Source organism: Lachnotalea sp. AF33-28, assembly GCF_003477885.1.
Taxonomy (GTDB): domain Bacteria; phylum Bacillota; class Clostridia; order Lachnospirales; family Lachnospiraceae; genus AF33-28.
The window spans coordinates 13,204-39,001 of sequence record NZ_QUEE01000018.1 but is presented as its reverse complement, the minus strand read 5'-3'; the positions used below and the strand labels follow the sequence as shown (position 1 = coordinate 39,001).

Annotated in this window: 26 protein-coding genes and 1 riboswitch; of the genes, 4 read left to right on the top strand and 22 right to left on the bottom strand. The window is 50.2% G+C overall.

Annotated elements, in window-relative coordinates; translation table 11 throughout:
- Nucleotides 1-87: 87 nt before the first annotated feature.
- The 14 genes from DWZ56_RS19860 to dapF form a co-directional block, all read right to left on the bottom strand.
- The gene (locus DWZ56_RS19860) at nt 88-513 is read right to left on the bottom strand and encodes an Hsp20/alpha crystallin family protein (protein WP_118558345.1); all 426 of its coding nucleotides are present in this window, start codon (nt 511-513) and stop codon (nt 88-90) included.
- Nucleotides 514-746: 233 nt separating this feature from the next.
- The gene (locus tag DWZ56_RS19855) at nt 747-1,172 is read right to left on the bottom strand and encodes an Hsp20/alpha crystallin family protein (RefSeq protein ID WP_118558344.1); all 426 of its coding nucleotides are present in this window, start codon (nt 1,170-1,172) and stop codon (nt 747-749) included.
- Between the two features lie 195 nt (nt 1,173-1,367).
- Nucleotides 1,368-2,726, bottom strand: coding sequence for a hypothetical protein (locus DWZ56_RS19850; protein WP_118558343.1), 1,359 nt, complete (start codon nt 2,724-2,726; stop codon nt 1,368-1,370).
- A complete protein-coding gene (locus tag DWZ56_RS19845; RefSeq protein ID WP_118558342.1) occupies nt 2,716-3,474 on the bottom strand; it encodes an ATP-binding cassette domain-containing protein in 759 nt (252 codons plus the stop codon). The genes DWZ56_RS19850 and DWZ56_RS19845 overlap by 11 nt, the downstream gene beginning before the upstream one ends.
- Nucleotides 3,475-3,577: 103 nt before the next feature.
- Nucleotides 3,578-4,354 carry a hypothetical protein gene (locus DWZ56_RS19840; protein WP_118558341.1) on the bottom strand — a complete coding sequence of 259 codons (777 nt, stop codon included), beginning with the start codon at nt 4,352-4,354 and terminating at the stop codon, nt 3,578-3,580.
- Nucleotides 4,326-5,168, bottom strand: coding sequence for a hypothetical protein (locus DWZ56_RS19835; RefSeq protein ID WP_118558340.1), 843 nt, complete (start codon nt 5,166-5,168; stop codon nt 4,326-4,328). Before DWZ56_RS19835 ends, DWZ56_RS19840 begins: the two co-directional genes overlap by 29 nt.
- 115 nt (nt 5,169-5,283) lie before the next feature.
- Nucleotides 5,284-5,667: a GntR family transcriptional regulator gene (locus DWZ56_RS19830; RefSeq protein ID WP_243095389.1), complete on the bottom strand. Its 384-nt coding sequence runs from the start codon at nt 5,665-5,667 to the stop codon at nt 5,284-5,286.
- Nucleotides 5,668-5,785: 118 nt separating this feature from the next.
- A complete protein-coding gene (locus DWZ56_RS23380) occupies nt 5,786-5,911 on the bottom strand; it encodes a hypothetical protein (RefSeq protein WP_279220321.1) in 126 nt (41 codons plus the stop codon).
- A 223-nt stretch (nt 5,912-6,134) separates the two neighbouring features.
- Nucleotides 6,135-6,677 carry a VanZ family protein gene (locus DWZ56_RS19825; RefSeq protein WP_118558339.1) on the bottom strand — a complete coding sequence of 181 codons (543 nt, stop codon included), beginning with the start codon at nt 6,675-6,677 and terminating at the stop codon, nt 6,135-6,137.
- A gap of 34 nt (nt 6,678-6,711) precedes the next feature.
- Nucleotides 6,712-7,329: a hypothetical protein gene (locus DWZ56_RS19820; RefSeq protein WP_118558338.1), complete on the bottom strand. Its 618-nt coding sequence runs from the start codon at nt 7,327-7,329 to the stop codon at nt 6,712-6,714.
- 40 nt (nt 7,330-7,369) lie between these two features.
- Entirely contained in the window at nt 7,370-8,380 is a 1,011-nt protein-coding gene (locus DWZ56_RS19815; RefSeq protein ID WP_118558337.1) for a nucleoid-associated protein, read from the bottom strand.
- 21 nt (nt 8,381-8,401) lie between these two features.
- Complete coding sequence (locus DWZ56_RS19810; protein ID WP_118558336.1) at nt 8,402-10,306, bottom strand: alpha-glucosidase; 1,905 nt, start codon at nt 10,304-10,306, stop codon at nt 8,402-8,404.
- A 25-nt stretch (nt 10,307-10,331) separates the two neighbouring features.
- The gene (locus tag DWZ56_RS19805) at nt 10,332-10,685 is read right to left on the bottom strand and encodes an Hpt domain-containing protein (RefSeq protein WP_118558335.1); all 354 of its coding nucleotides are present in this window, start codon (nt 10,683-10,685) and stop codon (nt 10,332-10,334) included.
- A gap of 203 nt (nt 10,686-10,888) precedes the next feature.
- Nucleotides 10,889-11,719, bottom strand: coding sequence for a diaminopimelate epimerase (gene dapF / locus DWZ56_RS19800; RefSeq protein WP_118558334.1), 831 nt, complete (start codon nt 11,717-11,719; stop codon nt 10,889-10,891).
- Between the two features lie 215 nt (nt 11,720-11,934).
- Between dapF and DWZ56_RS19795 the strand changes: the two genes are divergently transcribed.
- Complete coding sequence (locus tag DWZ56_RS19795; protein ID WP_243095388.1) at nt 11,935-12,840, top strand: AraC family transcriptional regulator; 906 nt, start codon at nt 11,935-11,937, stop codon at nt 12,838-12,840.
- Between the two features lie 46 nt (nt 12,841-12,886).
- Here DWZ56_RS19795 and DWZ56_RS19790 read toward each other — a convergent pair whose 3' ends face one another.
- The 6 genes from DWZ56_RS19790 to DWZ56_RS19765 all read right to left on the bottom strand — a co-directional run bounded on the left by DWZ56_RS19790 (nt 12,887) and on the right by DWZ56_RS19765 (nt 19,382).
- The gene (locus tag DWZ56_RS19790) at nt 12,887-13,147 is read right to left on the bottom strand and encodes a PRC-barrel domain-containing protein (RefSeq protein ID WP_118558333.1); all 261 of its coding nucleotides are present in this window, start codon (nt 13,145-13,147) and stop codon (nt 12,887-12,889) included.
- Nucleotides 13,148-13,247: 100 nt separating this feature from the next.
- A complete protein-coding gene (gene xdhC / locus DWZ56_RS19785; protein ID WP_118558332.1) occupies nt 13,248-13,736 on the bottom strand; it encodes a xanthine dehydrogenase subunit XdhC in 489 nt (162 codons plus the stop codon).
- Nucleotides 13,729-14,616 (bottom strand): xanthine dehydrogenase subunit XdhB, encoded by an 888-nt coding sequence (gene xdhB, locus DWZ56_RS19780; protein ID WP_118558331.1) that lies wholly within the window; start codon nt 14,614-14,616, stop codon nt 13,729-13,731. The genes xdhC and xdhB overlap by 8 nt, the downstream gene beginning before the upstream one ends.
- 70 nt (nt 14,617-14,686) lie before the next feature.
- Nucleotides 14,687-16,975 carry a xanthine dehydrogenase subunit XdhA gene (xdhA, locus tag DWZ56_RS19775; protein ID WP_118558330.1) on the bottom strand — a complete coding sequence of 763 codons (2,289 nt, stop codon included), beginning with the start codon at nt 16,973-16,975 and terminating at the stop codon, nt 14,687-14,689.
- A gap of 17 nt (nt 16,976-16,992) precedes the next feature.
- The gene (locus DWZ56_RS19770) at nt 16,993-18,276 is read right to left on the bottom strand and encodes an amidohydrolase family protein (protein WP_118558329.1); all 1,284 of its coding nucleotides are present in this window, start codon (nt 18,274-18,276) and stop codon (nt 16,993-16,995) included.
- A gap of 61 nt (nt 18,277-18,337) precedes the next feature.
- Nucleotides 18,338-18,433: riboswitch (purine riboswitch) on the bottom strand.
- Nucleotides 18,434-18,518: 85 nt separating this feature from the next.
- Nucleotides 18,519-19,382 (bottom strand): SPL family radical SAM protein, encoded by an 864-nt coding sequence (locus DWZ56_RS19765; protein WP_118558328.1) that lies wholly within the window; start codon nt 19,380-19,382, stop codon nt 18,519-18,521.
- Between the two features lie 95 nt (nt 19,383-19,477).
- On the opposite strand from DWZ56_RS19765, the gene DWZ56_RS19760 reads away from it, so the two are divergent.
- A complete protein-coding gene (locus DWZ56_RS19760; protein ID WP_118558327.1) occupies nt 19,478-20,278 on the top strand; it encodes a helix-turn-helix domain-containing protein in 801 nt (266 codons plus the stop codon).
- Here DWZ56_RS19760 and DWZ56_RS19755 read toward each other — a convergent pair.
- Nucleotides 20,197-21,711: a GntR family transcriptional regulator gene (locus DWZ56_RS19755; protein WP_118558326.1), complete on the bottom strand. Its 1,515-nt coding sequence runs from the start codon at nt 21,709-21,711 to the stop codon at nt 20,197-20,199. The genes DWZ56_RS19760 and DWZ56_RS19755 overlap by 82 nt on opposite strands.
- 354 nt (nt 21,712-22,065) lie before the next feature.
- Here DWZ56_RS19755 and DWZ56_RS22795 point away from each other — a divergent pair, with 354 nt between their 5' ends.
- Entirely contained in the window at nt 22,066-22,203 is a 138-nt protein-coding gene (locus DWZ56_RS22795; RefSeq protein WP_158584669.1) for a hypothetical protein, read from the top strand.
- A gap of 10 nt (nt 22,204-22,213) precedes the next feature.
- On the opposite strand, the gene DWZ56_RS19750 is transcribed toward DWZ56_RS22795, so the two are convergent.
- Complete coding sequence (locus DWZ56_RS19750; RefSeq protein ID WP_158584668.1) at nt 22,214-23,494, bottom strand: EAL domain-containing protein; 1,281 nt, start codon at nt 23,492-23,494, stop codon at nt 22,214-22,216.
- Nucleotides 23,495-23,682: 188 nt separating this feature from the next.
- Here DWZ56_RS19750 and DWZ56_RS19745 point away from each other — a divergent pair, with 188 nt between their 5' ends.
- Entirely contained in the window at nt 23,683-25,797 is a 2,115-nt protein-coding gene (locus tag DWZ56_RS19745) for a PTS sugar transporter subunit IIC/EAL domain-containing protein (protein WP_158584667.1), read from the top strand.
- Nucleotide 25,798: the final 1 nt, after the last annotated feature.

The window sequence follows — 25,798 nt, the reverse complement described above, 5'->3', positions numbered from 1 at the left end:
AATCAAATCCGGCACACGCCCCTCCCTCTCTGTCTATGATCAAACGGAACAATTTCTATCAGCGGTTCCGCCAGACGCTGTTCATATTCACTTCACCTCAATCTGCTGAACCGCTTTCTTCTCTTCCACCGCCATCTTCGGCAGATCCAAGGTCAGGATGCCGTCCTGGTAGGAAGCGCTGATCTGGTCAGCTGCAATACCGCTCACATTGAAGCTTCTGCTGAAGGAGCCAAACTTTCTCTCCCTGCGCACATAATTTTTTTCTTTCTTTTCACTCTCTTCCTTATGTTCCGCGCTGATTGTCAGAGTGTCGTCATAGAGGTCCACTTTAATTTCTTCTTTACTGAAACCAGGAAGCTCCGCCTCCAGCACATACTTGCCGTCTTCCTCTTTCACATCCACTCTGAAATGGGAAACATCCGTCGTCATATCTCCGAAGAACTGTTTCTCCAGATCATCCAGATAGTTAAATAAGCTGTTGTCTTTCTTTTCAAATGGTAATAAACCGAACATATAAATGCCTCCTTTTCATAGTACAAGGTTGACTGTGCGGTTTCTGGTACGATGGGCCCGTTTCCCGTTCCACTTGTACCGTATGGACCGGACCGGCGGCCCGCCGTGTAATCGGCCGGAACCGTTGCTGCTATCTATGATCAAGCGCGCGGCCGCAGCCGGCGCCCGTCACCGTATCTCTGATTATCTGCTCTCATTGATTTTCTGATCCTAATGCTGCGCTGCAAAACCGATTATCTAATCTCGATGCTGCGTCTCGGAGGTTTGGTCTCCGTCTGCTTCGGCAGATCCAGGGTCAGGATGCCGTTTTCGTAACCGGCCTGAATATTCTGGGTATCAATGTTGGTTACATCAAAGCTTCTGGAATAAGAGCCAAATTTTCTTTCTCTTCTAATATAGTTGTCTTTCTTATCCTCCGCTTTTTCCTCATGCACAGCGCTGACTGTGAGCGTATCGTCATGCAGGTCAATCTTGATATCCTCTTTCTTAAAGCCCGGCAGCTCAGCCTCCAGAACGAATTTATCTCCTTCATCTCTGATATCCGTCCTGAAATGGGATACCTCCTGCTTCATATCCCCTCCGAAGAACTGTTTCTCCAGATCGTCGAAGTAATTAAACAGGTTGTAGTTTCTTCTTTCATAAGGTGTTAATCCTAACATAATCAATTCCTCCTTTGATATGCTTTTCTCTAAGATATTGGCGTTTTATTTGTTATCATTTGCTTTCTTTTCTTTTTATGCCTGTATAATACCCCTTAATTGTGAAGGAATTGTGATAAAACTGTGTCTATTCTGTGAATTTTAGCACTCACCACATTCGAGTGCTAACAAAAACTGTTTTTAACGCTTTCATCGCTATTTGACCGCCAAATCCAGACGCAGTGTCCGCGCATCCCAGCTGCGTCGTATATACCCAAGGCTCAAATCCTGAAATCCTTCCTGCCACAGTCTTCCACAATATGCCAGACCGCCGCTTTTAAATTTATAAATATCATACGCGCAGGTGCCCGCATCGCTGCCGTCCTGCCCCACCGCATACAGTGAATGATCCGTATACAGCATGGCTGAAGGGGAATCAACATAGGGATCCTCCGATTTCAGCATATAGGACTCCAGCACCACAGCCCTTCCTTCCTCCGGCACGCGGCAGGTGCCCACAATTCTGACAGAGGAATCGTCTCCCATCACCGCATAGTTCACCAGATCCTGCTGGAACATCAGACGGACCGCGGATGGCTGCAGTTCTCCGAGGTCGCAGACCAGCAGCGGCTTAACCTGCACCTGCGCCGCCGGATCATAAAAATGCAGAAAAAGTTGTCCGGCTTCGGACACAATGAGTATCAACAGACCACTCTCCGGCTGTTCGTAGAGATCATACACCACCCGGCTCTGCTCCCCGCCCACTGTCAGCGGATACAGGTTTTCGGTCTGTTCCCACATAAGGCTGCCTTCCGTCTCCCTGCGGATTCGCAGGATTCCTGTGGTGCCTTCATAGTCCCAGCCGCTCTCTCCAACCGTTTCCTTTTCACGCTGCAGCGATATGTTAGGAAGAGTGAAATAGAGCCAGTCTCCCGCACTTATCACATGAAACTCCTCCCTGAACAGATCCTCGATCACAAGTGACGGGACGCGTCCTTCCTCACCAAGCATCTGAAACCTGTAATCCTTAGGGCAGTCCGCTTTGATCCAGGGACAGACAGCGCCGTCAAAGAAACGAATGCTGTGAGTTCCTTCCGGTATGCCCGCAGCAAAGCCCAGCTGATCCGTGTAATCCGCCAACGGATACAGCCCCGGTTTCTCAATACCTGCAAAAAGATTCTCCATATCCGGGGTCACGCCTATCGTATAGCTGCCGGCAGGGTCCTCCTCCCCATAATCATACCATCCATAAACGTAAGACTTCTCTTCACCCATTTTCTCAAATCCTATATCCGCGCACAGCCTGATTGCGGCCCCCGGCTTTACACCATCGGATACAGCGTTCTGCTGAGTCTCTTCGGCAAATGCGGTGCACACATTCCATATAGCTCCGGAAGTATCCGTGATCTTAGATGACAGCTTTAGATCCTGCAGTTCCTCCGGGGAACCGTATTCTGTTTCCAGCCAGATATTCATCCGGTCTCCCAAAGAAGCGGCATACACGGTTCCAACCGCCGCTGCTGCTGTAAAAAGCAGAACAGCAAAGATCCAAAATGGGATTTTTTTATGAATCATAGCCGTCTCCCCTCCGTCCGTCTGCGGACGCGCTCTGCAGTGCCTTTGCGACCCGGTCCGCCTGATAGTGATAGCAGTTTCGCACCCAATCCGCCAGATCCGTTCCTTCCTCTTCCAGCTGCTCTGTAGTGATATCCCCTATCAGTTGCCCTTTCTTCATCAGCAGCGCTCTGCCGATTACATGTTTAATCTCCTCAACCAGGTGGGTCGATATCATCAGGCATTCCGTCGGACCAAGCATGCCCAGGAGCACTTTATAAAAATCCTCCCTGTTAAACAGGTCATTCCCTGCAAAAGGCTCATCCATAAAGATGTAATCCGCTCCCTGCGACAGAGCGAGTATGGTCTCAAACTGATTTTTCTGACCGGCCGAAAGAGTCCTGACCGCTTTCTTTTCAGGGATTTCAAAGAATTCCATCAGCAGACGGAAACGGTTCCCATCGAACTTCGGAAACTGCATCCGGTAAAACTCAAGATGCTCTTTTGCCGTCAGCCCGCCAAAAAACGTATTGCTGCTTGCGGCATATGCGATCCGTTCATAATTCGCAGGTCCCGGCCGGATGCCGTCCAGCTTTACTGTTCCGCCGCTTAAGGGCAAAAATCCCAGCGCAGCTTTCATAAGTGTTGTCTTGCCTGCACCGTTTTCGCCGAACAGCCCTACTATCTCACCGGGCGCAAGCGTAAAGCTCACATGATTTACAGCGCATGCTCCGCCGTAGCAGACTTTCACATCATCAAATTCAAACATATTCTTCTCCTCCAGTGTGCTGATACATTTCTGTCCAGCCTGTCAGCACGAAACCAGCCATGCTGTCAGGCTAAATGTAAACATGTCGGTGCACCCATCACAGTTATACGATCCCGCCTCTGTGAATGATCAGCAGGCCGCTGCCAGCCGCTGCTGCCGCCCCGATAATCACCGGCCATATCAGCTGCAGATCGAGATACAGGAAACATCCGGCTGCCGCACAGATGATACCCGGCAGCCCCCGCCGCCATCTTTGGCCGCTGTAATACATTAGGCAAAGTAAAAGCAGCAGAGATGGCAGCAGCACCAGCAATGCCGCAAGCGCGCCCATTCCGCCAGGGAATAAAAATGGATATAAGAGATTCACAGCCGGCGCTTCCAGAAATGTCCTCCAGGTTTCCGGCGGAAGGCAGCTCTGCGGCACCGCCAGCCGGTATATGCCGTAAAATCCGGCAAACAGCAGAAACTGTCCCAGCCAAACCGCCGCCATACAGACCGCCGCCGGAATTAAAAAAGCAGCATACAGCCAGGTTCTGGAGATGGGCAGGCGAAGCAGCGTGCACATGCTCTTTTCCTCCCGATACTGTCTTGTCACACAGGGGATCACCAGAAGCGCCATCCCGACACAAAGGGCTGCGGCTGTCGCCGGCAGATCCCATACCGTCCGCATCACTTCAGAAAACTGTGCGGCCGCCGTACCGTTCAGATACCGTTCACCAGTTTCCCAATTGCGGTCATAAAGGTCGTTCACCGTGCGGGACATTCCTGCTGCGAACGCCATCACTTCCAGAAGTCCCATGCAGGCGCAGCCGGAAAGAACGGTTTTTCTCCAGTCTTCCAACATAAAAGTTTTAATCAGCAGCCGCATCTTGTTTTTCAATGCCATCCTCCGTTCTTTCCTGCCCTTTCAGGATATGATAAAGCCTAACCGTAATCCAGCCCATCCCCAGCGCCAGCATCAGCACGCCGACAATCACAATTCCGTCCGAAGGAGCCGTTAAAACAGTCATGCTAAGAAACACTCCATAAAACAGGGGGAACACCTCTCCCCAGCGGAGTTTTCTATCCACACCCCAGGACGAGCAGACTGCCGCCAGACACAGCACCAGCATCAGCACCCAGAGCCCGGCCATCCTTTCGGGACTGGTGACCGGAAATATTCCCCTAAGAAAATCCAACCGCACAAAAGCCAGAAACAGCGCTGAATACATCCGATTTGCTGTGGGAATCCTGTCCAGATAGATCAAATATCCTGCAAAAACGGTGCCCAGCTGCGCAGCCCACAGCATCAGGATACAGCACATCCCCTGAAATGTGACTGCAGCGATGAGCCCGGCCCGGGCGACCGGCAGCCTCCTCCAGGTAGACCAGGAATCCGCTCCTCTGCTCTGCCTTATGGGCGCCGCGTAGATCAGGCCCACAACCAGCATCAGCGCCACGCCGAAGATGATTGCCCAATAGCTTTTATCCATCAGATCCTCAAACCGGATTCCCTGCAGATTCTCCGCGCCAAGCGCCTCATCAAGCTCTGTCAGAACCGCCCCCGGAACATATTGGGCAACTGTTTTTTCTACGGTTCGGTACAGCAGGAGCAGCTGTGCTGCGGCCATCCCGGCAATGATCAGGATCAGTTCCTTAAAGCTGTATTTCCACTGCAGATTCAGTATGCTGATATAACGGCTATATCTTTTCATAATGTACCCCCTCTTTATATATGCGCTGGCTGTCAAAGCCGGCATGCCGGGCTATCGGGCTGCGCTAAGGTTTTTTGATCTGTGTTATCGGAAAAACAGGCCAGCAAACGAGGCGCTAGTCCGTGTTCTCCCAGAGTCCATTTAACAGCTTTACCGCGTCTTCAAGAGAAAGCCCCATGGCCTTCATCAGACGGATAAAATTTCTCGCTTCCTCTTCACCCATTTCCTTTAAAATCTCCTGTTTTTTTCGCTCGTCAACGCTGATCAGGCTCTTCGCACCTGCATAGGAAACGATCAGCCCTTCCTCCTCCAGCTGCCGGCAGGCCTTCTGGATCGTATTCGGATTGACGCCCAGCAGAGCGGAAAGAACGCGCCTGGATGGCATCTCGTCCCCATTTACCGTCCGGCCCGATATGATATTCGCTTTCACATAGCGGATAATCTGAAGATAGATCGGCACTCCGTCCACAAGCCTTAAGCCGCCAAAATCCAGGATCATAAAAATGCACCTCTAAACCGTATCACTCGTATAGTACAGTTTCTAACTGTATTATACGAGTGATACGGTTGAATGTCAAGTGTTATCGCGAACTAAAAAAAGAGCCCCATGTTAGTCTTCACAGTGCCCTGTAAACTTCCCGCACATGTCTGGACAGAGTATGGTCCTCATTGGGACACGCTCTCGCTCCGTGAAGCGCGCAGCAACTGTCACCAACCGCCAGGTTGATGACCTGCGCGCACATCAGTGCGCTTCCTCGTACGGGCTTCAAGGGATCCCTATGAGGACCATACTCTGTCCAGACATATGCTGCTTTATCGGCTAGCTGTGAATAGTAACGCGTCCGCTACTGTTCACAGTGCCCTGTCCTCCGCTGCATGATCGGCAGCAAATAACAGCAATGCGCCCCGAAGCTTATAATCCTGCCCGCCTGTGCGGGACAGATACTTGTAAGCTTCGGAACGCATTTATTTGCATCCCATAAATATATGCCACCATCTCTTACTGTCAAAAGTTCTGTTAAGCAGCCAAAACAGCAGATAGCCGATGACCGCTCCCAGCACATTCGTTATAACATCGTCAATATCGGACGACCGCCCTATAAAATACTGGAAGAATTCGATTCCAAACGTCATTGCGAAAGATACCAAAGCAGTTTTGTACAGCTTTCTCATACGCTGAAACACGATGGGGAGGAAAATTCCAACAGGGACAAACAACAATATATTGGGGATTTTTTCGACTACGAACGCCTGAAACGTGTCGACGGTTCCAATCCAGGCGAACGGCTTTAAGTTTAAAACATGCCGTTCCGGCACAAAAGTGATCGGTACAAATAAAATAGTCGCAAAAATCACAAGAAATATAGAACTGATGAATCCCAGATAGCTGATTTGCCTGACGATACTTAGTCCGCGTTTTTTCAACCAGAATAAAACCGGCAGGTATAATATCGCTATAATCCCGATAAAGATCAGTCCAAGGGTTATATACGCTTCAATCCTGTGCACAGTATCCTCCTTCAAATTATTCCCTCAATAGTGTCTATTCCTCTGTAAATAAATATGTCAGCAGGGAGATCACCTCGTCTATATGCGGGGCATTCCGAAACACATACAGAAAACTTCCGCCATTTGACATTTTTAGCGCTCCGTTCAGTTTTGTGTTCCCCACATAGACCGCGGTCGCTTCTTTATCTCTGAACGGGCTATTGGAATATATCACCTGCGGCTCCACCAGTTCCCACAGTTCTTCCGGCAATAGCTCCTCCAGGTTTTCATATGGGCTTTCCTCGTCCGGTTTGGATGGAAACAGCTGCTTTGCAGTCAAATCTGCCACAAGGAAATCCATATCACGGGCTACGATTCTGATATTGACCGTCCTCTGCAGGTTATCTAAGCCATCACATCTGGCCCATTCTATACAGCCGGCATCCGGATCTCCCAGATAATCAGTTTTCAGGTCGCTTTCCAGTTCTTTCATCTGTTCTTTATTTACTGACACGTCCATCAGTATTGCAGAGAGGAAAGCCTTTTCTTTATAAAAACCCTTACATCCGGTCATATAAATAAAAAGAAGCGCCGCAGCCATAAGAACAGCAATAGCTGCTTTCTTCCGATCCTTTATAGATGTTTTATCCGCCACATCACCGTATCTTTTCAAAATCTTGATCCTCCCCCAAGGGCCTCCACCCGAAGGCCGCTTACTTCGCCGTGAGCTTGCCGATATTTTTAATGAGCACCGAAACCGTCCCGTCCTCATTGGTGATAAACTCCACGCACTCCGCATTTTGATACTGTTCCATAGGGATCGTGATCTCGATGCCGGTATCCGTGGTGAGATGCTGTTTCTGGAATTTACGCACGGTCTGCTGCGCCTTCGGTTCGATGACCTCCTCCGCCATGTTATATTTCTCCAGCTTCTCCTGAAATTCCTCCTGCATCTGTGGATTCTCTGAAAACAGCTTTTCCTTTACCGTTTCCACGTTCAGGTTGCCCTGCTCCTCCAGCTCCTGATAGATCGTGCTTTTGATCTCCATCTTGCGGTCCACGTCATCGTCCCCGTAATATTTCTTATTCACCTGCTCCACCGCTTTGGTCACAATGTCCAGCTTGGCCTTCTGGGACATCGGGGCATGGCATTTGATAAAGCGTTCCGAAAAATAGTATTCCTTGGCGCCGTTCACTTCATACTTTTTCTCTGTCAGCAGGATCTCCCCGTTCTCCAGATTCACGACAAAGGCTTCTGAAAGCTTCTGTCCCTCCGAGGGGAGAATCGCTTTCTGAAGTATGATGTCATTGCTGTTGCCCTCCTCCATCGCTTTGGTAATGTGGGTATAGGAAGACTTATAATTCATCTTCAGCAGTCCGAAATAATCCACGCCTTCACAGCCAAATACCACGACCGCTATGTCCGCAGGCGGAATATCGATATTCTCATTCATGATCGCAAACAGAGTGCCCGCCAGCTGTTTGCTCACCTCCACAAAGTTCTCCGGGCCGCAGCTTCTGACCGCCTCCATCACTTCGGAATCTCCGGAGAACTGGCAGCGCTTCACCTCGTCGCTTTCCGTAAACTTTTCAATATGCGCCTTAAAAAAATCGCACAGATCCGATCCCAGATCCAGCTCACAGTCCGAGAGCACCGGCATGCTCATCCTGGAATCCAGGATATGTACGATCGCTTTTTTCATGATCATGTCATCTCTTAACATCTGTCTAACCTCTTGTCTATACTATTGCAGGGACCGTGCGGCGATATAAATATTCGCCTCGTAGGGCCGCAGCACATCGGCCGTACCGCCGTACACGCCAGCCACAAGCTGATAGCCTTCCACACTCCTGCGTCTTTTTAACTGCCCGTCTTTCAGGCAGCATTCCACATAAAATACCTGGCCGTCCAGTTCTCTCTCATAACAGAACAGGTCCGGCACCTTCCGGTCAAACACCCGGAAGCTTCCGTAAACCAACGTTTTATGCTCCCTGCGAAGCCCGATCAGTTTCCGGTAAAAATGCCATACGGAATCCGGATCCTCCAGCTCTGCCTCCACATTGCAGGTCCGATAGTCCTCATCCTGTCCGATCCAGGGTTCATGATCGGAAAACCCTCCATACGTATCGGCGCTCCAGGGCATAGGCGTCCTGGCATGATCGCGGCTTCCCGCCAGCACTTTCGCAAACGCAGCATCCTCTCCCACGGTTTCCTTAAGCTCCTCATACAGGTTGATGCTCTCCACATCCTTAAGCTGTGATACGGATGTGAACTTCTGGTTCACTCTGCCCAGCTCCTGCCCCTGATACAAAAAAGGCGTACCCTTAAGCGTCATCTGGATCACGGCCAAAAGTTTCGCGATCTGCTCACGGTATCTGCCGCTTTTATCCACCTTAGAGATCATCCTGGGATTATCGTGGTTTTCATAAAACAGCGACATCCAGCAGTTATCCCCGTAATTTTCCATCCAGTCGCACAGATAACTTTTCAGATAATTCAGATCGTAAGCGTAATCGTCAAACCTCACATGTCCGGGCGTCTCCAGCTGGTCAAAGGAAAAAACCATATCCAGTTCCTTCCGCTCCTCGGCCGTTAAAAGCCTGCTCATCTGCATGCCCACGCCCGGCGTTTCGCCCACCGTAAACACATCGTAGTGATCAAAGGCCTCCCTGCGCATCTCTTTCAGATACTGATGCAGTCTGGGGCCATAAAAATAGTGCTCGATCCCATAGTATCCCATCAGCTTTCCCACGCTTTTATTGCCCATGGGCAGACCCGGATCCTTGGAAATATAATTGATCACATCCAGGCGGAAACCGTCTATGCCCTTCTCCAGCCACCACCGGATCATGGCATGGATTTCCTCCCTCAAATATTCATTCTCCCAGTTTAAATCCATCTGCTTTTTGGAAAAAAGATGAAGCCCCCACAGATCCCTCTCCTCATAATAATTCCAAGCGGACCCACCAAAAAAAGAAGTCCAGTTATTGGGCGGATTCCCATCGCCGGACTTTTGCAGCAGATAATAATCCCTGTAAGGGGATTTAGGATCGCAAAGCACATCCTGAAACCACGGATGCTCATCCGAGGTGTGATTCACCACCAGATCCATAATCAGCCGCATTCCTCTTTGATGCACCTCATCCAGCAGCAGGTCAAAATCCTCCATGGTTCCAAACTCCGCCAGTATCTGATAGTAATTTCTTATATCGTATCCGTTATCGTCATTGGGAGAATCGTAAACCGGCGACAGCCAGATCACATCCACCCCCAGCTCTTTCAGATAATCCAGCCGGCTGATAATGCCGCCCAGATCCCCGATCCCATCCCCGTTTGAATCCCGGAAGCTGCGCGGATAGATCTGATAGACCACCGATTCCTTCCACCATGCACGGGTGATCCCGTCTTTCTTTGGCTCCGGCGGGTCCTCTGCGTAGTTTAGCAGCTGAATAAACGTCTGATAAAAATCTTTATCCACCACGGACCCGGTAAAATGTGAAAGTGTCCTTAGGCTTAAGCTGCCCACCAGAGGATTCGTAATCCACTTTTTGTTCACGTTCATCTGCAGCAGCAGTTTATGGATGATATCCCTGCCGATCGGATTCTGCCAGACATGCCGCACCCGGCTCTTCATACTGATTGTCCGCATAAGCTCCCTCCGCTAACCGATTTAGTTAAGCATCCAGTTTGGAAAGCCATTCCGTGATCTTTTGGTATTCCCTCTCCAGATCCTCATAATCATTCAGTGCCGCTTCCACCTCTTCTCCCCTAAGATGACTCACCATCCTGGAGCAGGCCTCATACAGCGCATTAAATCCCAGATTAGCGGAAATTCCTTTCAGCGTATGGGATTCCACCAGCATCATCTCACTGTTCTTCTCTTCCACCGCACTGCGCAGCTGCTCAAAGGTCTTATCCTGCGGAAATTTACGGATAAAGCGTTCCATCAGCCCTCTGTTGCCGGAAAACCGGTTTAGAACCGCCGCCTCATCAAAATCTATATTTCTTAATACCGTTTCCATATCCATAAACTGATTCTCCTTTTCAGAAACATCGACGTATCGGTTTTACTGTCACCAACCGTCAGGTTGATGACCTGTGCGCACATCCGTGTGCTCTTCTTTCCATTATAACGCACCGCGTTCTGCGACGCAAGCAGCATATGGACGAAAAAACCGCCATGAAAAATGTCCGGGCGCAGAGCGCCTGTTCTTCATGGCGGAGTTTCTATTTAGTATTCCCAGATCAACCGTCCGATTCTCTCCACATCGCCGGTCAGGTAGATATCCCCGCTGTCCGCGATCTCCGCAACCATGCTGCCGCCCTGCATATGGACATTTACCTTGGTATCCGCAAGGCCCAGCCGGTAAGCTGCCGCGGCCACCGCGCATGCGCTGGTGCCGGAGGAAAGCGTGTAGCCGGCACCGCGTTCATAGATTTCAATCTGCAGGTTCTTACGGTCTAACACCTTCATCAGATGAACGTTGATGCGGTTAGGGAAATATGAGGAGGTTTCGATGAACGGGCCGATCTTTTCGATCCTCTCCTTTGAGAGCTCATTTACCTGCAGGATGCAGTGGGGATTCCCCACCGATACACAGGTGGCGTAATACTTCTTGCCGCCAAAGATCATCTCTTCATCGATCACCTCGCGCTCCGGCCCTGTCACCGGTATCTCGCTGCTTTTAAAACTGGCTTTACCCATATTGGCCCGGATCCGGTTGCCGGACTCATCCAGATATTTTACTTCCACCTCTCCGTCCAGCGTATGCACCACCGCCGATTTCTTCTGCACATAACCGGCGTCTTTTAAGTATTTGGCGAAAATCCTAACGCCGTTGCCGCTCTTTTCCGCTTCGCTGCCGTCAGGATTGAGTATTTTCACAATCGGTTTATCCCCTTCAAAGATAGGACCGTATAATATGCCGTCCGAACCGAATCCATAGTTCCGGTTGCAGATCTGCTGTATCATCTTCTGTGTCAGTTCACACTGCTGTTTGTTCGGATCCAATATGAAATAATCATTCCCGCATCCCTGATATTTCTCAAGCATAATCTCCATAAACGTTTCTCCTTATCATGTCACCAACCGCAGGTTGATGAGCTGCGCACGCATCAGCGTGCTTCCGCAATTTGCTGACTTTTGCCGATGGCCGAGGATCTACCGATAGTATACTAAATACTTTTTGCAAAATATATAGTAAATCAATCTTGATATATTGCAAATAGTATCTTATTATAGGAATAGGGAGCAAAAACTGACAGAAGGAGAACTATATGGATTCACATGAAATGGAACCCACCACCTTTCGGGAAGACCAGAAAAAGGGATATCTGTACCAGGATTTCCGGTATTTTCATTTGAGGGAACAGAAATCCAGCGAATTTTCCAGCCACTACCACGATTTCTATAAAATAGTTGTCTTTCTCTCCGGCAGCGTCACCTACACCATTGAAGGGAAATCCTATTTTCTAAAACCCGGGGACATACTGCTGGTCAACCGCTATGATCTTCACAGGCTCTCAGTCGACGGCAGCGAGCCCTACGAGAGGATTATCCTGTGGCTTAGGCTGGATTTTATACAGAACTACAGAAACCGCGGATGTGACCTGGCCTCCTGCTTCGGCTCCGCCAGGGAAAAACGGTTTCATCTGCTTCGTCTTAAGAAAGATATACGGGACAGCCTCTTTATGCTCCTTACTGGGCTGGAAAAGGCTCTGGAAGAACCGTCCGGAAGTTATGGCGCCCATCTGTTGACCGAATCCCTTCTGATTCAGTTTTTAATACAGTTAAACCGCATTTATCTGGGCAATACCTATATCAAAGACCGTCAGGCCCTCCATTCCGACAAACGGATCGAAGCGATCATCCGCTACATCAACAGCCATCTATCCGATTCTCTCACAGCGGATCTTCTGGCCTCCCGGTTTTACTTCAGCAAATCCTATCTGATGCGCAAATTCAAATCAGAAACCGGTTATTCACTGCACCAGTATATCCTGCAGAAGCGGCTGTTTATGGCCGCCGATCTGATCCGGGGCGGCTGCCCCAGCACGCAGGCTGCTGCTGAAAGCGGCTTTGGGGACTATTCCGTATTTCTAAAGGCTTTTAAAAAGCTTTTTCAGTGTCTGCCCAGCAATTATCTGTCGCAAACCGAAGACATAACCGGCAGTATAAAGTAGCAGCAGCGGGAGAAATACCTGTACCATTTCTCCCGCTGCTGCCATTTTAAAGTTTGCACTTTCTAAGCGCTTCCTCCACGTTGATATCCACCAGCACGATATCGTCTCCGATCTGCTTGACCCTCTTAAATGGAATTATGTATTCCGTATCCCTTCCCAGACAACCGCATATCTTTGCCGGGCCGGGCACAATCAGCTCATAGATACAGCCGGTATTGCAGTCGAACTCTACATCCGTAATGAATCCCAACCGTTTGCAGTCACAGATATTGATGACTTCCTTCTGCTTCAGCTCACAGATCCGCATAGTACCTCCTGGGTTCACTGCCGCGGATAATCCCGGCAGGCATCCGCCGCATGTTCTTATTATAGTCTATGCGTGACCCGTCAGATGTTGTTACAAAACTCTATTCTTTCCCAACCGCGCGGTAGGTTTCTTCCACAATTCTCTCCATGGCATTTAATATATTTTCATATCCCGTACATCGGCACAAATGCCCCGAGATCAGCTTACGAAGCTCCTCCCGGTTGTAGCGTTTTCCGGTACCTACGATTTCAACCGCCGACATGATTAGGCCGGGAGTACAGAACCCGCACTGTACCGCCGCCTCATCGATAAACGCCTGCTGTATGGGGCTTAACTCTCCGTTTGGCCCTTTCAGCCCTTCCACGGTCAGCACGCTGCGGCCCTGTGCCCACATGGTCAGATAGATGCAGGAATCGATCGCTTCTCCGTCCACAAGGACAGTGCAGGCACCGCATTCCCCCACCTCACAGCCTCTCTTTACGCTGGTTAAGCCCAGACGGTCCCGCAGGGTGTCCAACAGGGATTCTCTGGGGTCCACCGCCAGCTCCACCTCTTTGCCGTTCACCTTCATTTTGATCACGTTAAGCATGGATTTCACCTCCCGCATTGCATACTGCCTGCGCCAGTGCCCGGCGTGCCAGCTCTTCCACCAGCTGCAGCCGAAACTCCCTGGATGCTCTCCAGCTGGAGCGCGGCATGACCTCTTTCAGTGCTCCTTCGGCGAGCATATCCGCCAGCTTGGGCGTCAGCGGCATTCCTTTCACCGTTTCCTCTGTCCTGCGGCAGCGGATCGGGGTCGGGGCCGCCACACCGTAGGCCAGCCGCAGATCTTCCACCGTGTTTTTCTCCTCACCAAGCTTCACCTGTACCGCACAGCCCAAAGTGGCGATTTCCATGGCCTGACGCTTGCCGTACTTGATATAGTGACCGCCAAAACCTTCGTAATTATCTTTTGTGATGCGGATCTCGGTCAGGACCTCATCGTGCTCCCGCACCGTGCGTCCCGGCCCCGCATAAAATTCCTCCAAGGGAACCAGCCTGCTGCCGGAAGGCCCGCAAAGCTTTAACACCGCGTTTAAAGTCAGAAGGCTGGATGCGCTGTCCGCGCTGGTCACGCCATTGCAGACGTTCCCCCCGATCGTTCCGATGTTGCGCAGCTGCGGCCCGCCGGCCTGATCCACCGCATCACCCAGGATCGGAATATGCTTCCGTACGATTTCATTATTGGTGATATGTGAAAAAACAGTGCAGGGTCCGATCACCACGGTGCCGTCCTCTTCCATCTTCACCCCATCAAGTTCCCGTATCCCGTGAATGCTCACCAGCGAGCAGCCGGCCAGCTTTCCTTCCCTGATCTTAATCAGCACATCGCTGCCGCCTGATATGATTACGGCCTTCGGATCCGCTGTCAGGGCCCGGACCGCGTCGTCCACATCGGCTGCCTGTACATATTTATCTATGTCATACATAGTCCGCACCTCCCTTTCTTTTCACCAACCGCAGGTTGATGACATGCGCACGCTTCAGCGCGCTTCTTCTTTATATGAGACCTGCTTTTTTGAAATGCTCCACCAGCTTCTGCGGTTCCAGCGGCAGGGAATTCACCGCCACCCCGGTTGCGTGAAGCAGCGCGTTGCGGATCGCAGGCGCTACCGGAATTGCGGGCGGCTCTCCCAGCGCTTTGTTGCCGAAAGGCCCCGTAGGATCCGCGATCTCCACGAAATCCACATGCAGATCCGGCGTATCCATAGCGGTCGGCAGCTTATAATCCAGCAGGTTGTCATTTAACGGCCTGCCGCTCTTATCGTACAGCAGCTGCTCACTTAATGCATAGCCCAGTCCCATGCTCATCCCGCCGTGCACCTGTGCTTCCGCCAGCTTGGGGTTGATCAGGGTTCCGCTGTCATGCACATTTATGATATTGAGCACTCGTATTTTGCCCAGAGGGATATCCACCTCGATCTCCGCAAAGCAGGCGCCGCTGGAAAATGTGTTTTCCTTGCACTGGTTGCTGACCTCTGCTGTGATATGCACCGCCTGATCCAGGCTGTAAAACGCTTCTGTCGCCAGCTCTTCCATGCTAAGCAGAGGCTTTCTGCTCTCTGCCTCCACCACAAGGTTGTTCTCGATGTCTAGCACCTGTGCCGACATATTCAGCAGATAGGAAGCGTAGCTTAGAATCCGTTCCTTAAGCAGAGTCCCTGTCTTCTTAAGCGCTTTGCCGCTGACATATGTCTGGCGGGACGCGTAAGCGCCCGTATCAAAAGGGGTGACATCCGTATCCTGAACAGTCTGTATGTAGATCCTATCTTCCGTGATGCCTGTGGACTGGGCGGCCATCTGAGTAAATACCGTATCGGCTCCCTGCCCGATCTCCGTAGCGCCCATCTGCACCTGTATGGAACCGTCCTGGTTTAAAATCATGCGGCAGGAAGCGGTTTCCAAAGAAATCGGATATACACCGGTCTTATAGCAGAAGATAGCCATGCCGACGCCTCGGCGCACAGGACCGGTCTGATTTTCATACGCGCGCCTCTTCTCTTCCCAACGGATAGCATCCCTGCCCTTTTCCATGCACTGTTTCAGCCCATAGCTTAAAAATACCACATGGGTGTGAGGATCCTCATATCCCTCCTGCATACAGTTCTTCAGCCGGAATTCCAGCGGGTCCATGCCGATCATCGCCGCCAGGTCGTCAATCATGCACTCAGTGGCGAAATCCGACTGCGGGATGCCGTACCCCCTCATGGCGCCGCCGGAGGCAATGTTGGTATATACGGTATAGGCTTCCGATTCCAGGACCTTTTCATCCTGATAGAGCTGTTTGAACATATTCGCAGCGTTGGCAACAATGGCATGGCCATGGGAGGCGTAGCCGCCCTGATTGGACCAGGCGGTAAATTTTCTCGCCACCAGGCGGCCGTCCTTTCGCACCGCGGCCTGTATATGAAATCGGATCGCGTGGCGGACGCGCGTGCAGGCAAGCGTCTCTTCCCTGGTCAGCTCCAGCTTCACCGGACGACCGCCCACCTGAGTTGTAAGAAACGCATTCAGCGGCTCAAAGAGCACCTCCTGCTTGTTGCCGAAGCCCCCGCCGATATAGGGCTTTATCACCCTCACCTTTCCCCAGGGAACCCCCAGGGCCTGCCCGGTCACACGGCGCACGATGTGCGGAATCTGAGTCGAGGATACCACAACGATTTTATCATGCTCCATATAGGCGAAGGAAACCGGCACCTCGATATGGCAGTGCTGCACGGTCTGTGTATCATAATACGTATCCAGCACACATAACCCGGGCTCTTCTGCCGCCTTAGAAAACTCTCCGCTGCCCACTTTAAAAGAGGAATGGGCCAGCACATTATCCGGCTTTTCCTCATGTATGGCGGGAGCGCCTTCAGCCATAGCCTGCTCCACGGTGATCACGGGTTCATATTCCTCATACTCCACCCGGATCAGTCTGGCGGCTTTGGCCGCGGCCACCTCATCTTCCGCCACCACAGCGGCGATATCGTCCCCATATATCCTCACCCGCCGGTTTAACAGCTTCCGGTCCGCCACATCCTGATGTGCCTCTTCCACAGACCACGGATGCCCGGACGTCGGAAAACAGATATCCGGCACATCAAAGCAGGTCACAATCTTAACCACACCGGGCACCTTCAGCGCTTCCGCAAGATCAAAGCTCTTCACCAGCCCGTTGGCGATTGTACTTCTGACCACCTTCGCGATCAGAGTGCCCTGTGGCGCCAGATCCGATGTGTACTTCGCGCCGCAGGTAACCTTTTCATACGCATCCACACGCTTCATTTTGTCCCCAACAGCCATACTCTCACCTTCCTTAATTAAAATATTTTCCGGCCGGCCACATATTTTCCCACAATGCACCGGTCATAACCCAGATAGATAAAACGTTCCAAACGCTCCTTTAAGGACAGCTCCAAAGGATGCGGGCACCGGCTGTCATCCAGCACAAGCGCATCCAGCTCATAACCTTCTTCAAAGCTCCCCACATTTCCAAAGAACGCTCCGCCCCCCAGCGTTCCCAGATAAAAGGCTTCTTCTACTGTCAGCGGCTTCTGTGATTCATCCACAAGACGCCACCGAAGCTTGGATACCTGTATGGCATCCGCCATCGCGCGGAAGATGCCGGTGCAGGCGCCTCCGGCTACATCGCTGCCAAGCCCCACGGATATGCCCTCATCGATAAACCGCCGGACCGGCGCGATGCCGGAAGAAAGATTCGTATTGGACTGCGGGCAGTGGGCGATAAAGGTTCCCCGCTCCTTCATGAGCCTGATCTCCTCGTCTCCCGACCAGACGCAGTGAGCCATAACCGTGCGGGACGGGCTTTTCAATGCGCCCCTTTTGTCATACGCATCCCCATAAAATAAGCTGTCCGGGCAAAGCTCCTTCACCCAGTCAATCTCTCCCCGGTTTTCCGACAGATGGGATTGAAGCGGCAGTCCGTAAGCTTCACTGATCCCACAGAGCCTATCCATCAGTTCATCCGAACAGGTGGGAATAAAGCGCGGGGTCAGAATCGGTTTCACCAGTGCGTATTTATCCGCCGTATCCTTCAGCCACAAAAGTGTATCCTCTTCTGACCGTCTGGCGCTTTCCTCCCGCAGAAAATCCGGCGAATTGCGGTCCATATTGACCTTTCCCACAAAGGCGCGGATTCCCGCCTCATCAAGCAGTTCCATCAACAGTTCCGTGGCGGGCACATGCAGCGTTGCAAACACGCAGGCGCTGGCCGTGCCTCCCCTTTTAAGTTCTTCTGCAAACAGCGTATACGCCCTCTTTGCATAGTCCAGATCCGAATATTTCGCCTCTTCCGGAAAGGTCCTCGTCTCCAGCCATTCCAAAAGCTCCAGATCCATCCCCAGCCCGCGAAACGCATACTGCGGGGCATGAATATGCAGATCCGTAAGACCCGGCACGATCAGGCAGTCACCGAAATCCTCCTTAGGCAGCCCCTCATAAATCTCCGGCACCGTTTCGAAAACTCCCTGTGATATCCCGTCCACACATACCACGGTTCCCTCTTTCACCGTCCGGATATGATCCTTATCCAGACTGTAACATATCTGTCCTTTTAACCGAAATGATCCCCGTCCCAAACCCATACCTCCTTTCTTAATTCCGTTCACCGTTTAAAAAAATAACCACCGCAAAAGTCAAAGCCACCTCCCGTCAAGGTGAACTTATAGACAACTATTACGGTAGTTTGTAGAAACGTCCAACCAATTATGGACATATATAAGTTCTTATAATTTTATTCAATATTACCAAATTTCTATTCCACTTTTATTATATCATTTCACATATTTATGGCAACTACTTTTACAAAAGCAGTCGCTTAAGGACATCAGAACAGACAAAGCTGCCCGTCCTTCTGTTCATACTCATGCATATATCTAAAAATCTGCTCCACGTCATGCATAACACCATGCGCTTCACATTCCGAATGAAACAGTTTCATCAGCTCCCCGCTGCGGTCACTGAAACACTCATAGGCATAGCCGTACCGTTTTATATACTTCTGTTTCAAACCGGGAAAATGGCGGTCTAACGCTGCGTAGAAATATTCCCGGTCTCCGTCCCGCATCGTGGTTCCAATACCGAAGCACAGGATGCCCTTCACCCCTGCGTCAAAACAATAATTTAAAATTCCCCTAAGGTTTTCCTCTGTGTCGTTGATAAAGGGCAGCACCGGCGAAAACCATACCACTGTCGGAATAGTATGCTTCTGCATGATTTTCAGAACCTCATACCGCCGTTTCGTAGTGCAGACATTGGGTTCCAGGATTTTACACAGTGATTCGTTATAAGTCGTAAGCGTCATCTGAACAACGCATTTAGACTCTTCGTGGATGCATTTCAGCAGATCCAGGTCTCGCAGAATCATGTCTGATTTGGTCTGTATTGCAAGGCCGAAGCCATAGCGGCTGATAATCTTCAGGCACTGACCGGTAAGCCCCAGCTCCTTCTCACAGTGCATATACGGATCACACATCGCCCCTGTGCCGATCATGCATTTGCTGCGTTTGCGCCTCAAAGCGATCTCTAAAAGTTCCGGCGCATTCCGCTTGACCTCGATGTCTTCAAACGGATGCTTCATCTGATAGCAGGAACTGCGGCTGTCGCAGTAAATGCATCCATGCGTGCATCCCCTATAGATATTCATGCCGTTTTTAGCTGACAGTATTCCCTTAGCATCAACAAAATGCATTCCGCCCCTCCTCTCAAATAAAAAACAAAAACCTTAGGCAAAACAGGTCCGTTTATGTTATACTCCCCTTAGAAAAAACGGTTCAGGGAGGAGCCATGGAACCCATTGAAAAAGCCATAACCAAAACAGTCTTCGAAGATCAGGAATGCCATCACAACGCTTTAAGCTATTACGAACGCGAGCAGACCCTTCTATATAATATCCGATACGGAGATCCTGATAAAGTCCGGGATTATCTTCCTATCGTCCCCACAGAAGAGGTCGGCACCATGTCACAGAGCGCGCTGCAGCAGTCCCGCTATAACTTTGTGGCTCTGATCACCCTGATCACCCGCATGGCGGTGGAAGCCGGCGTGGAAGAGCAGATTGCCTACAACTTAAGCGACTGCTACATCCAGAAAATGGACAGGCTCAAAAGCACGCAGCTGATTGCCGGCCTGTACATCCCCATGATCACCGACTTCATGCACAAGATACAGAATGCCGGAAGGACCTCATCCCTCTCCCGGGAGACAGCAATGTGCCTTGACTACATATACAGCCATAATCACAGCCGGCTGACCGTCAAAGCTCTGGCGGAGCTTACCGGACTTTCTCCGAATTATCTCTCTGCAAAATTCCGCCGTGAAACAGGTCATACCATTAAAGAAACCATCCTCTGTAAAAAGATCGAAGAAGCTAAAAACCTGCTGCGTTTTTCAGACTTCTCCATATCTGATATCAGCCAGTACCTCGGTTTTTGTTCACAGAGCCATTTTATCAGCGCATTCAAAAAAAGCTGTAAAATCTCACCGAAGAAATATCGGGATCTCAACTATAAAACCGGGGCCTGGCAGACTGCCGCGCCGCAAAATCCGCCTTCCGGCATGAGCTCTAACAACAGCTCCGTGTCATAGATTTCCTTAAGATTAAGCGCCAAATCCCGCATCAGTTCGGCATAAGCTCTGCTGAAACGGCGGTATTCTCCACAGACTAATAGTTGCAGAGCATTGTGTGTACCCTCATAACTTAGAGCCGTAAAGCGGTTATAAACAGGCTGATTGATTTTATCCAGGCGAAGATTGAGATAAAAAAAAATCTTCAGGCAGCATAGCATTGTATGAACCGCTTTGATCGGACATCTGTCGGCAATCAGGCTGGTAAGTTCCATAGCTGGTATGTAGCGCAGTCCCTCGCTGACGCCCTTAAGCTGATTCATTTTAGCAGAAATCCGGCTGATATCCCCGTCCGTTATGACGGGAGCAGCCAGCTGCGCGGCGTATTCCGCTATGATGAGAAGCATCTGTTCCGCTTCAAAAAAGCGGTTCTGCAAATATTTATCAGCTTCTGACTGATATTTTTTCTTCCCTCTGGGCATCACCAGAGGCTTTACGACAGAGCCCCTGCCGTTTTGTTTATCCACAATATTTAATAACTGCAGAATCTCCAGAGCTTTCCTTACTGTCGTCAGCGATGTTTGATAATATTTCTGCAATTCTCCCTCCGGCGGCAGATACTCACCGCACAGGATGCTGCCTTCCGAAATTCTGCTGATCAGATCGAATGCCACCATCTGGTATTGTTTGGTCATCCGGCTGTCAGGAAGCCACTGATATTCCCTCTGCTGTTCCGCCTTTACCGGCAGATTCGCCATCAGCGGTTCAAGCCGCTCTTTAAGCATCCCATAAAATTGAAACAGCAGGCAGTACAGATGTTCTTCATCCCCTGTTGCAAACCCTGTATATATATCCTGATATAACCGCATAACCCTGTCCTTCAGCTCCGGAATAAAGCATCCGCGCTCTATGACATATGGGTCGATGATTTTAAGGATGCTGGAAATTGTTTTGCTATAATACTTCAAAAGTTCGTTCTGAAGCGGCTGAAACATTCGCTCCGTAAAACGTTCCAGAGCATTCACCGTCTGAAACGGATTTTCATTTTCCCGAGCAATTCTTAACAATTCGGCCAACTCTGAAAGATCTTCCCCGGAGGCTCTTCTGGACCCCAGCACAGCAGCGGCCGGTATGAAATGATGAGCCAAAGACACTATCTCAAAGATCAGATCGGAATGCTCTGCAAGAAACCCGTGGTATCTCCGGGCCAGATACAGTTCCTCTGCGCCTGTCTGCACCACCGTGCCACCCTTTCCAAAGGTGGATACCAACCCCTCTGCCTGCAGGGAACGGTATGCTTTCTTAATCGTGTTTGCTCCTATATTATAGCGGCTGACCAGCTCAGAGATTGCCGGGAACATGTCTCCTCTGCGATATTCTCCACTGTAGATTCTGTATTGAATCTGTTCATACACATACTCATATAGATCGACGCCCCACTCCAATTGTCCCACCTCTTAATACAATGTTCCTCTGATTTTTATAATCAATTCGAGTAAATAAATTATAGCATAACTTCCAAATAAATCAAAAAGAAGTTGGTTTTTTCTTGTTTGGATATCAAACCTTTATTATAATGGTCTCTTAATTCTTTACCATTTATTCACTTACGAACATTCGTTTTATGACTCCATTCGACAAAACCCTTTATTAAACGCCCACTTTTCAGCATTTTGCTGCCCTTTTTCGTCTTTTCACCATAATTATGTCGTTAATTTTATGCAAAAAATATTTTATTTAATTGACAAATTTTCATAAATAGTATAAATTTATTTTGTTGCACAAGCTTTTAAATTCGAGAGGTTATTATGAACGAAGAACTCATTCAAATCAAGGAAGAAAACCTGAAGCTAAAGGAGGAAAACAGCGAATTGCTGTCCTCCATTGAATATTTGAAAAAGATTATAGACGGTCTATTGGACAAATTTATTCTATTTAAGGATTAAACACTCCATTTCATCGGCTGCATGCTGCCCCATCCAGCAGCAGAAAAAAATCCTGCAGAGCCATCGGCCTATAGTAGCAATAGCCCTGTACCATATCACATCCAATGCTGCGCAGATATCCGGCGTATTCCATTGATTCAATCCCTTCCGCTGTTGTCTTCATCCCCAGTTCTTTCGCCAGATCTATTATGGTTTTAACAATCAACCTGTCTTTTTCCTGAAATCCCCGTTTAAAAAAACTCCGGTCGATTTTCAGACCGTCAGCGGATATATGGGACAGCACTCCCAATGTCGAAAACCCGCTTCCAAAATCGTCCAGAAGACAGGCAAAACCTGCCTTTTTGATCTGCCCGGCCGCACGGATCAAAAGATCCGTATCATACAGGGAGCCGGTTTCCAGCAGCTCAAACTCAATAAAGGAGGCAGGGATGCGGTACTGCCTGTAGATATCCAGATATGCCTCCATAAAATTCTCCGTTTCATAACACGCCCCTGACAGGTTGAAGCTGACCGGTACCATAAATAACCCCTGTTCAAGCCTCTGCTGCATCATGCGGCACATATCCTCAAACAGGCACAAATCCACCTCCCGCATATAACCGTTCTGATCGATCACCGGTATAAAATCATTTTCCGCCGGCGCTCCGTCCTTCCCGATCCAGCGCAGCAGCAGCTCTGCCCCTGCAACTTTCTGATCGCTCAGGCGCACCTTGGGCTGAATATAAAATGAAAACCTGCCGTCCCTGTGTGCCCGGACCGTCTTTCGTTCAATCTCATAGCTTTTCAGAAAGTCCCGGCATGCCTTCTGATCGTACAGCTCATAAGAGGAATTTCTAAGCCGGATCTGCGGACAGCACCGTCTGGCCAGATCCGCCCGGATAGAAGCCTCATAATAATCCGCGACTCTTCCCGCATCCGGATAGATACCCATGGAAAGAAAAATATCCCTATGAATTCTGTCATCTGGATGCCGATAGACGGCCCAATCCAACAGTTCAATGCGCTTAGTCACGTCCTCGCGCCCATGACAGCGAAGAAGCAGAACGAAGTTATCCGCATAAATTCTGGCCGCGCATTCCCCGTCCTCTAGAGTATCCCATATGATGTCATACACAGTTTTTAAAATCTCATCCGACCCTGCCTTGCCGTAACGGCAGCGGTAATACAGAAAACGCTTTATATTCACCCAGACCAGCGCGCATTCTATGCCGCGCGCTCTGATTTCCTCAAATTTCTGTTTCAGCCAGCCCTCCTGCCCTCCGCCCGTCACCGGATCCAGTTCCAAATCCATTTTCTCACCCACCGTCCGTAACATTTCAATTATGCTGCACTGCTGCTTCGCCGTTAGTTGTTACTGCTCCGCCATGCGCGGAACGTTTTCCGCAGCCGTTAGTTACTGTTATGGACTTAGCTTACCCTGTTGTGCTTTACTTATTCGATGATTCCATAGTATACTATAAAATATGTATGGAGGCGATTATGAACAGATTCATTACCTGGTGCCGGACTTTTTACGAAAAAACTGAAGAGAATTCTCTGCTTCTTTCAATACGCAACGGAATGGTGCTGACCATTCCCGCTGTTATGGCAGGTTCCACTGCTCTGCTTTTAAAAAGCATCCCGATTCCTGCCTATCAGGAGCTGCTTACAACGAAGGCGGGTGCCGTATTTGCCAACCTGCTGAACATAGTGCAAAACTCCACTCTCGGAATCATATCGCTGATCATTCTCCTGGCGGTCAGCTACAGCTATGCCCGGAATAAGAGCGGCCTGAATCAGGGCGTCACCCTGTTAGTCAGCCTGTGCTCCTATATTGCATTTACCATGGGGCCTGATTTCGAACTTACAGGAAATGTGTTTCAGAGCACCTGGATGTTCTATGCCATCCTTATCTCACAGATCTCGCCCGCGCTGTTTCATATGCTGTACCGTTTTTTCACCCGGCGTCACACAAGATATGCGGGAGGAAACGATATACTGATCGAAAACATGCTCGCCAATGTACTTCCGGCCATAGCTACCGTCTCTGTTTTCGCAGTCATTAACAGACTGATCACCCTGGCGTTAGGCGGCATGGATCTGCAAACCGCACTCACCGCTTTTACAGAATACCTGTTTCTGAAAAAAGGTCCGACATTGTTTAACGGTCTTTTTTTCATATTTGATATGCATTTTATGTGGTTTTTTGGCATCCATGGCAGCAATGTGTTAGACGGCGTGGCACATAATATCTTTGAGCCCACAGTTGCCGCCAACATGCAGGTTCTGCTTGCCGGAGGCATTCCGGACGGTATCATCAGCAAAACGTTTTTTGATGCGTTTGTCCTGTTTGGCGGCTGCGGTTCTCTGCTCTGCCTGGTTTTGGCCATCCTGATCGGTGACAGAAGGGATAATGTGCGCAGCCTCACAAAGGCTGCCATTCTGCCGGCTCTGTTCAATATCAATGAACTGCTGATGTTCGGGATACCGGTGGTGTTCCATCCGGTCTATTTTATCCCGTTTTTGGCAACGCCCCTGCTGCTGACACTGGTCAGCTACCTGGCGACCGCCGCCGGCCTGGTACCGTGTGCTATTCATTCTGTTGAATGGACAACACCGATCTTCTTAAGCGGATATACGGCAACCGGTTCGGCCGCCGGCAGCCTGCTCCAGCTCTTTAATTTAGCTTTGGGCACCTGCGTCTATCTTCCCTTTGTGCATCTGGCACAGGTTCTTCAGAAAAAGCAGACCGCCGCTTCTATCGCCAGGCTGACCGCTCTGGTACAGGAGGCAGAAAATCGCGGGAGGCCGCCCGCGCTCACCGCCCATGACGGCCGCCTCGGTCAGACGGCCCGCGCGCTGGTCAATGAGCTGCAGAAAGCCATACAGGAACATAAGCTCCAGCTGTATTATCAGCCTCAGGTCCGCTACGACAGGACAGTCGCCGGTGCAGAAGCGCTGCTGCGCTGGAAAATTGATGATGCGGAAGGCTTCCTGTATCCTCCCCTTGTGATTGCACTGGCTACGGAAGCGGGTCTGATGGACGAACTGGATTCCTATATCATCCAGCAGACCTGTGCGGATATCAGCCGGCTGGCAGCGGTTACGGACGATGATTTCACGGTGTCCTTTAACCTCACACCCGAGCAGTTTTCCTCGCCCTCCAACATCGACAGAATCTTAAAAGAGCTGTCCAACTACCCCTATGCGCAGAGCCGTCTGGGGCTGGAGATCACCGAGCAGGCGATGTTTAACATCACCCCGTCCACCGAAAAACTGCTGGAAAAAGTACGGGCGCATCATATCAGCATCATCATCGATGATTTCGGCATGGGACACAGTTCTATGATGCACATGCAAAAGAGCCAGTTTGATCTGGTGAAACTGGACGGCGCCCTGGTAAGGGATATAGCAGGCAACAGCCGCAGCCGCGATATCGTCTCTTCCATCCTCTATCTCTCCCGTTCACTTAGCTTTGAGGTCCTGGGGGAGCAGGTGGAGACAGAGGAACAGATGGAAATTCTTCACCGGCTGGGCTGTGATCTCTTCCAGGGATACTTCTACAGCCGTCCAATTCCGTTTGAAGAGCTGATGGAATTCATTCAGAAGCGCTGAT

Bases quoted from the DNA above. Each gene is read 5' to 3' on its own strand.
- DWZ56_RS19830 (WP_243095389.1), bottom strand. From the start codon at position 5,667: ATGATCCTGGATTTTGGCGGCTTAAGGCTTGTGGACGGAGTGCCGATC.
- DWZ56_RS19845 (WP_118558342.1), bottom strand. From the start codon at position 3,474: ATGTTTGAATTTGATGATGTGAAAGTCTGCTACGGCGGAGCATGCGCT.
- DWZ56_RS23380 (WP_279220321.1), bottom strand. From the start codon at position 5,911: ATGTGCGCGCAGGTCATCAACCTGGCGGTTGGTGACAGTTGCTGCGCG.
- DWZ56_RS19855 (WP_118558344.1), bottom strand. From the start codon at position 1,172: ATGTTAGGATTAACACCTTATGAAAGAAGAAACTACAACCTGTTTAAT.
- DWZ56_RS19760 (WP_118558327.1), top strand. From the start codon at position 19,478: ATGGAACCCATTGAAAAAGCCATAACCAAAACAGTCTTCGAAGATCAG.
- DWZ56_RS19795 (WP_243095388.1), top strand. From the start codon at position 11,935: ATGGATTCACATGAAATGGAACCCACCACCTTTCGGGAAGACCAGAAA.
- DWZ56_RS19770 (WP_118558329.1), bottom strand. From the start codon at position 18,276: ATGGGTTTGGGACGGGGATCATTTCGGTTAAAAGGACAGATATGTTAC.
- DWZ56_RS19765 (WP_118558328.1), bottom strand. From the start codon at position 19,382: ATGCATTTTGTTGATGCTAAGGGAATACTGTCAGCTAAAAACGGCATG.
- DWZ56_RS22795 (WP_158584669.1), top strand. From the start codon at position 22,066: ATGAACGAAGAACTCATTCAAATCAAGGAAGAAAACCTGAAGCTAAAG.
- DWZ56_RS19750 (WP_158584668.1), bottom strand. From the start codon at position 23,494: ATGGATTTGGAACTGGATCCGGTGACGGGCGGAGGGCAGGAGGGCTGG.
- DWZ56_RS19850 (WP_118558343.1), bottom strand. From the start codon at position 2,726: ATGATTCATAAAAAAATCCCATTTTGGATCTTTGCTGTTCTGCTTTTT.
- xdhB (WP_118558331.1), bottom strand. From the start codon at position 14,616: ATGTATGACATAGATAAATATGTACAGGCAGCCGATGTGGACGACGCG.
- DWZ56_RS19815 (WP_118558337.1), bottom strand. From the start codon at position 8,380: ATGTTAAGAGATGACATGATCATGAAAAAAGCGATCGTACATATCCTG.
- DWZ56_RS19790 (WP_118558333.1), bottom strand. From the start codon at position 13,147: ATGCGGATCTGTGAGCTGAAGCAGAAGGAAGTCATCAATATCTGTGAC.
- xdhA (WP_118558330.1), bottom strand. From the start codon at position 16,975: ATGGCTGTTGGGGACAAAATGAAGCGTGTGGATGCGTATGAAAAGGTT.
- DWZ56_RS19835 (WP_118558340.1), bottom strand. From the start codon at position 5,168: ATGAAAAGATATAGCCGTTATATCAGCATACTGAATCTGCAGTGGAAA.
- dapF (WP_118558334.1), bottom strand. From the start codon at position 11,719: ATGGAGATTATGCTTGAGAAATATCAGGGATGCGGGAATGATTATTTC.
- DWZ56_RS19860 (WP_118558345.1), bottom strand. From the start codon at position 513: ATGTTCGGTTTATTACCATTTGAAAAGAAAGACAACAGCTTATTTAAC.
- xdhC (WP_118558332.1), bottom strand. From the start codon at position 13,736: ATGCTTAACGTGATCAAAATGAAGGTGAACGGCAAAGAGGTGGAGCTG.
- DWZ56_RS19745 (WP_158584667.1), top strand. From the start codon at position 23,683: ATGAACAGATTCATTACCTGGTGCCGGACTTTTTACGAAAAAACTGAA.
- DWZ56_RS19810 (WP_118558336.1), bottom strand. From the start codon at position 10,306: ATGCGGACAATCAGTATGAAGAGCCGGGTGCGGCATGTCTGGCAGAAT.
- DWZ56_RS19805 (WP_118558335.1), bottom strand. From the start codon at position 10,685: ATGGATATGGAAACGGTATTAAGAAATATAGATTTTGATGAGGCGGCG.